This is a genomic window from Mucilaginibacter polytrichastri (assembly GCF_001911425.1).
Taxonomy (GTDB): domain Bacteria; phylum Bacteroidota; class Bacteroidia; order Sphingobacteriales; family Sphingobacteriaceae; genus Mucilaginibacter; species Mucilaginibacter polytrichastri.
The window spans coordinates 1-6,358 of the sequence record NZ_MPPL01000003.1; the positions used below are offsets into that span (position 1 = coordinate 1).

Annotated in this window: 11 protein-coding genes; all 11 read left to right on the forward strand. The window is 47.5% G+C overall.

Going from position 1 to position 6,358, the window contains the following annotated elements; all coding sequences use genetic code 11:
• The coding region (locus RG47T_RS26255) for a DUF8835 domain-containing pootine (RefSeq protein ID WP_074493939.1) at positions 1–660 on the forward strand (660 nt) is incomplete at its 5' end.
• 5 nt (positions 661–665) lie between these two features.
• Positions 666–1,274, forward strand: a complete 609-nt coding sequence (locus tag RG47T_RS25455) for a PRTRC system protein E (protein ID WP_083627594.1) — start codon at positions 666–668, stop codon at positions 1,272–1,274.
• A 12-nt stretch (positions 1,275–1,286) separates the two neighbouring features.
• A complete protein-coding gene (locus RG47T_RS25460) occupies positions 1,287–1,505 on the forward strand; it encodes a PRTRC system protein C (protein ID WP_074493944.1) in 219 nt (72 codons plus the stop codon).
• Positions 1,477–1,683 (forward strand): hypothetical protein, encoded by a 207-nt coding sequence (locus RG47T_RS25865; RefSeq protein ID WP_139302444.1) that lies wholly within the window; start codon positions 1,477–1,479, stop codon positions 1,681–1,683. The genes RG47T_RS25460 and RG47T_RS25865 overlap by 29 nt, the downstream gene beginning before the upstream one ends.
• Before the next feature lie 92 nt (positions 1,684–1,775).
• On the forward strand, positions 1,776–2,660 hold the full coding sequence (locus RG47T_RS25465) for a hypothetical protein (protein ID WP_074493946.1): 885 nt from the start codon (positions 1,776–1,778) through the stop codon (positions 2,658–2,660).
• Positions 2,653–3,396, forward strand: a complete 744-nt coding sequence (locus tag RG47T_RS25470; RefSeq protein WP_074493948.1) for a hypothetical protein — start codon at positions 2,653–2,655, stop codon at positions 3,394–3,396. The genes RG47T_RS25465 and RG47T_RS25470 overlap by 8 nt, the downstream gene beginning before the upstream one ends.
• Complete coding sequence (locus tag RG47T_RS25475) at positions 3,393–4,274, forward strand: PRTRC system ThiF family protein (RefSeq protein WP_074493950.1); 882 nt, start codon at positions 3,393–3,395, stop codon at positions 4,272–4,274. Before RG47T_RS25470 ends, RG47T_RS25475 begins: the two co-directional genes overlap by 4 nt.
• Before the next feature lies 1 nt (position 4,275).
• A complete protein-coding gene (locus RG47T_RS25480) occupies positions 4,276–4,473 on the forward strand; it encodes a hypothetical protein (RefSeq protein ID WP_216351147.1) in 198 nt (65 codons plus the stop codon).
• On the forward strand, positions 4,470–4,697 hold the full coding sequence (locus RG47T_RS25485) for a hypothetical protein (RefSeq protein ID WP_074493953.1): 228 nt from the start codon (positions 4,470–4,472) through the stop codon (positions 4,695–4,697). Before RG47T_RS25480 ends, RG47T_RS25485 begins: the two co-directional genes overlap by 4 nt.
• A gap of 10 nt (positions 4,698–4,707) precedes the next feature.
• A complete protein-coding gene (locus RG47T_RS25490) occupies positions 4,708–5,163 on the forward strand; it encodes a macro domain-containing protein (RefSeq protein ID WP_074493954.1) in 456 nt (151 codons plus the stop codon).
• A 10-nt stretch (positions 5,164–5,173) separates the two neighbouring features.
• Complete coding sequence (locus tag RG47T_RS25495) at positions 5,174–6,310, forward strand: hypothetical protein (protein ID WP_139235707.1); 1,137 nt, start codon at positions 5,174–5,176, stop codon at positions 6,308–6,310.
• Positions 6,311–6,358 lie beyond the last annotated feature (48 nt).

Sequence of the window (6,358 nt, forward strand, 5' to 3'; positions counted from 1 at the left end):
CTCAAACTATACAACTTTAACCAACTGGACAAGGAAGCCAGGCAAAAAGCCCTGACCACTTATCAGGATTTAAATATCGGTTTTGATTGGTGGGACGATGAATTTGAAGATTTTATAGAACTGTGTTCCTATATGGGCATAGCGGTCAACAAGGAGAGTATCAAATTCAGGGGCTTCTATTCGCAGGGGGATGGCAGCGGTTTCTCCGCTATGGTGGATATACCCAAACTGGTTAACGCAGTTGCTAACCAATCGTGGAAAGACTACGCCCCGATGCAGGAATTTAATTTTGATGTTCCGCAGACTGACCGCAGGGTGATGGCATTGGTTTCGGGTGGACTGTTACCAAGTGAACCCCAAATTATCAGCAGGTCAAGACAGTTTGGCGTAGTCACCAACGTAGGCATTTCAGAAGTTATCAGGGACGGCAAAACGCATGACAACATTTTTGAAGAACTGGACAAACTGGAAGAATGGCTGCGCTCGGTTGCTGAAATCCTCAACCGCCACCTGTACACATCCCTTGAAAAACAATACGATTTTCTAACAAGCGATACCGCCATCAAGGAAAGCCTTTTAACCAATGAATACCTGTTTACAGCAGATGGCAGGTCGGCAAACCATTTAGTTGAACTGAATAAACGCACATCTAAAAATTAAAAACCATGACAACGAACTTTTTTGAAAACATAGCAGCAATGAACGTTCCCGGCAATTGGAAACTGACCATTCACACCGATGAACAGGGGCAATTTACCGTATCGGCCTTATTCACCGCTTTACACCATGCGGACAATGCGACCAAAGCCATACCGCCGATGCTCCTGAAAGGCACAGCCACGGAAATGGACGAGGGATTTTTTGAAACCATTACGCAGCCTGTACAGCAAACGGCAGGGCTGTACAACAACCTCAATGCCTACCATAAGGAACTGGAAAAGGCACGTGTAGCCTCCAAAATGGTGCAGGACAAAAAGAATAAGACCAACCCGAAGCCTAAAGCGGAAACAGGCGGGGACGAAACGGAAGAAAACGACGACATCGAAGTAAGTGAACCGCAGCCTAACAAGGAAGAATTGAAAAAGGCTTATACAGAGGCCATGCAAAAAATCACCGAACTGAATGCAGCCTGTAAATATGCAGAAGCCATAGCCATACTGCCCTCGCCGGAAGATTACCCCGAAAAAGCAGCGGAACTCAAAGGCAAGTTAGGCGACCTGACCCGCAAGAGAAATCAAATGGAGCAAGCATTATCATTATTTAACCAAGACTAAAAAAGCAGAGCCATGTTAGCGACAACCACATTACAACGGGTTTTCCTGCACAAGGAAAACGGCATAGAAATCCTATTGACAGACCCCGGAGCGGGATTTGCGCCGGAGGCGGTGATGACCTTTTATTCGGCAACCTATCCCATCCTGACCAACGCCAAAATTGTTGGCCCTGAAATCAAAAACGACCAGATACAGTACCGTTTTGAAAGTACGATGGGGACGAAAGGATAAGGCCATGAAACAACAAATCAAACGTAGAGTACCCATCACCAAAGACAACGACCAATGGAAACTGCACCAGCTATTCAGCGACTTTACCCAAAAACTCGACAGGTTGCCCGACACCGCAGCCGTATTGCGCAACCGCAGACGCAGCGCACCGCAAGGCATCGTGCCGATGGTTTTCTGAAGCACTGCTTTCGGCCTTTTTTGGCGATACAGGGACGTAATTACAGGAAAGTGGAAGCGGAATTTTTCCGCTCCCTTTCCAACTTATGTAAGATGTACGAAATCCCCGAGCCGGATGTTTCGGACAGGGAGTTTCCGCAGAACGTCACCACCGCCTATATGCAGGTACAGGAAGCCTTAAAGCTAAAGGACAAAACCGCCGACTGTATCATCATGAATGATAGCAGCCACAGCGCAACCTTAGCCGTACTCAAAAAGTTTGATACAGGCATGTGCCTGTATTATATCCCGGTGCGCCCCTTATGGAATTTGGTACAGAGCGCACAACAACAGCCATTAGCGAAAATGCTTTTATCCGTTTACGCCTATCTGTTTCAGGTGGTCAAAGTACCCTATTATACCGAATATGACAGCTACCTGTCGGGCGAGTACGAAACCTTGCGGAACTGGATAGAAGAAGGGGACGATGAGGGCGAGGAAGAGCAGCAATACCGGGATGAGCAACTCGATGTGCTGCATACGATGCAACATTCAGGGAACCGCCTGTTAACGCTCATCAGTGAAAATGAGCACCTGATGAAATGGGAAGAAAATATCAAAGCCTACCGGGAGTGCGGAAATTGGGACTTGGAAACGGAAAGTCTGGCCGACCAGTTTTTGACGCTGTACAAAGAATACCCGCAGCGCAGCGTATTCGATAATATTCACGATGAACTGGTAGAACCCGAAGAAACCGAAAGGATTAGAGCCGAGCAGTATATCAGCTTTTATTGGAGCAGCAACGACTGTATGCAGGATATGCTGTTCGAGATGATTAACAATGAATTTCAGGAATGCGGGGTCACCGACGAACCGACCTCCATTCAGCTATTCGATACCCCGGAAGCAAAGCCCATGAATGATTTAGATTTTGAAAAAAGGCTTTTCGACCTGATAGATAAATTATGCGCCCTTTTAAATCCATACGACCATGAATAACATTACTGACAACTTCAATGACATTTATGTCCCCTATAAAGCCCTGCTGATTTACAACTGCAACAGGGAGAACGACCGCAATATGAATATGGAAGAAGCAAACGCCGTGTACGTGGAAAGCTACGACATCGGGTTGCATGGCAACCCGGTCAATGCGCATCCCTTATCATTATCGGAAAGCATCGCCTTAGCGGAACTGTTGCAAAGCAGTGCCGAAATGCAGAACGGCTTTTTGAAGTCAAAGGGGCTGTTACCGAATAACCTGCTGTATGTCAATCCCGATAGTAACGGCTTTGCCCTTTGGTACACCCCGCCACAGCAAAGGGATTTGTTTTTTGTCGATAGTTTGGGCATCCCCTGTGGTAAAGGCTACGTTCCGGCAATGGTATGGAAGGCGACAAGGGACAAACTCCGGGTGTTTGCGCTGAAAGGAAAAGCAAAACCTACGGGCAAAACGGAACTATACCATGCCCCGTATTTTAATACCTATCAGGACGGCAGTGTGTGTATGGGAAACGTGAACATTAACATCGAACGGAATACCCGCCTCGAAGATTTTATAGCGCAATGGGAGGCTTATTTCTTTGGCAGCTATTTCAGCCACATGCTTGGCGGAATAAACAGAACCAAGTTAAACATGGTTCACCTGTGGAAAAATCAAACCACCACCAAAGATAAATTTCCTGATGATACGCTATTTACCTGTGGTTTAATTCTTAACCAGTTAATCCGATGAAAAAGATAAAAATAAGACAGCCCCTCGCAGCCGTTCACATCGTGGATAAAGAATGGCTCAATCCATACAATCCCATTGTTGTTAACCTGATCGGCGCAGGAGGCACGGGAAGCCAGGTACTCACCGCTTTGGCAAGAATGAACCATGCCCTGAACGAACTGAACCACCCCGGCCTTTTTGTCCGGCTGTTCGATGATGATAAGGTGGAACGTGCCAACCTCGGCAGGCAGCTATTCGCCACCGCCGAATTGAAACAGTACAAGTCAGTAGCCTTAATCAATCGGGTAAACCTGTTTTTCGGGACGAACTGGAAAGCGGTAACGACACGCTATGACAAAGCGTGTTTAAAAGAGCAGCCCGAACTGGCGCAGGCAGGGCTGACCATTTCCTGCGTAGATACCGTACAGGCTCGTCTGGAAATTGCCGACATCTTAAAAAACCAGTCTAAACATTCGGGTTATAGCCGGAACAAAGCAATGTACTATATGGATTTTGGCAACAGCCGTTTTACGGGGCAGGTCATCCTGTCCACCGTCGGTAAAATACCGCAGCCCCAAATGAAAAAGTACGATACCGTTGAAACCCTGCCGATGGTGACCGACGAGTTTAAGGAACTGTTACTGGCATCGGAAGGCAGCGACAAAACGCCAAGCTGTTCCTTGGCCGAAGCCCTCACCAAACAGGATTTGTTTATCAATTCGACTTTGGCCAATGCCGGGGCATCCCTGCTTTGGCAACTGTTCCGGGAGGGGATGCTATTCAACCGGGGCTTTTTTGTCAATCTGAAAGATTTCAGGATGCAGCCTCTTAAAGTGAGCAAGCCCATTGCTATTGTAAAACCGATGAAACCAAAACCGACCAAAAAGAAAGCAGCTTAAAATGGATAGCATGAAAATTACAGCTATAGACGGCAGGGAACTCGAAATCACCGATTTGGATTTGGCACTCCTGCAGGCCGACGATTACCGCCACTACCGCCATACCGACCCCGCAATGGCAGCAGCCGATGAACGGCTGCAAGCCTATTGGGAAGACCTTTATCAGCAACTCTTAAAAATTAAAACCGCACAGACATGAAAACAGCATTTTATTTCATCTGCACCTGCTTCATTTCAACAGGATTTTGTATGGCTGCTATCAGTAGCAAAACCCCTGAATACGGCATCTTATCCGGATTAGGTATATGGGCGTTGTTCCTTTGGGGATGCAAGCAACGTGCAAAAAAATCGGCAGCGAAGCGGGAACAGGAACGCTTGTTTGAGGAATTTCTTCGCAGGCGTTTTGACCACCGTGACTATTGAAAATACGAGCATGATAACCTACACCACAGGCGATTTATTAGCGGATACCGCCCCCGCAGTAGTCAATACCGTCAACACCGGTGGGGCGATGGGCAAAGGCATTGCCCTGCAATTCCGGGAAGCATTCCCGCACAACTACCACCAATACAGGCTGGCTTGCCGTAATGGGAAACTGAGCATAGGACAATTACTGGCCGTGAGGGACTGCAACCTGATTTATGGGGAACGCCTGATTATCAACCTGCCGACAAAAACGCACTGGCGTTTGCCGTCTGAATACAACTACATTGAAACAGGCTTGACCGCCCTGCGGGAATTTATCGTAACCCATCAGCTATACAGCCTGGCCATGCCCGCCCCCGGCTGCGGGAACGGCGGATTAGATTGGGCAAAAGTCAGGCCGATTATCGAAAGGCGGCTTGGCGGACTGGACTGCCATATTATCGTTTACGAACCGGGAAATTAAATTAAATGTCGTGGTCAAGATCAAAGATGGTTATGTGATGTCGGCCGCTGAGCGTGCCGAATATGAAAGGCAGGACGCATTGCCACGGAAAATTTCCGGCAGGGTAGATTATTATTTCAAACCCCAAACCAAGTACCCGCCCCGTATTTATGTTTTTATGGATGCCGAACTTTGGCGTGACCGTAACCGCAGGCCGATGGGCTTGTTTAACGCCGTGCCTTTTCTGTCACGGCCAATGAACCGCGAGGAAATAGAATACCATCATTTCAATTGGCGTTTATGTTACCATCAATATGAGGATTGGGCGAAGTTGCGCTATGCCGAACAGCAGGAAGCGGAGGAACTGGACAAGGAAGATCCCGGTACAGGAACTGATTTTTTGGAAAAACTGGTAGGTTTTCGGGAACAATTCGCTTTAGGTGGGCAGGCGATGCCCAAACCGCCAAAAGAAACGGTTAAGCCGGAAAGCGATGAAAGCCTGCTACTGCGTTTGTTACTGTCCAAAGGAGAGGAACTGCAACCCAAAGAAGTTTTTGATATGCTGGTTGCCGAACAGCAAGGACAAAAAAGATTAGGCATCCTGATTTTATTGCGTGAGTTTTATCAAAGTATGGTTTCACCGGATGGCAAAAAACAAATGCCGGATTTGGAAACGGTCAATAAAAAGATATTACGCTCCAAAGAGCGCAGCGTCAGGAATTTCGTGCGCAGGGTTTACCGCAAGAACAAACTGTTTGCATTGGATGAAATTCGTAACCGATACCCGGATTATGAAGAGGTCATGCTCTTAAAAGATGTGGCGGTTAAATCCAAAAAAGTGAAGCGGAAAAACCATAAGCCCATGCTTGACCTACGCCGCTGTCAGTTAGAGAAGCTCTCTGCACTCTTGCGTTCGGGCGACTTACCTGAACAGGAATACCATAACGTTTGCAACCGTATGGTAATGCTGCAAAATGCCCATGACCGCCGATTGCCGATTCCGCTGTCCGTTAAATTACAGGGCGAAACCCTGGTCTATGATTTTGACTGGAAAACAAGGGAGAACATCGTCAAGTCATTTGTGGAACTGGCCAATAAACAGGGGATGACCCATGAAGTTTTGAAGAAACGTTACCAGGAGATCAGGAGTTCGCCGAATAGCTTTTAGGGGTCAAATTCCCCGGCGGCCACGGCGGAGCCGTGGCCATTGGTAAGT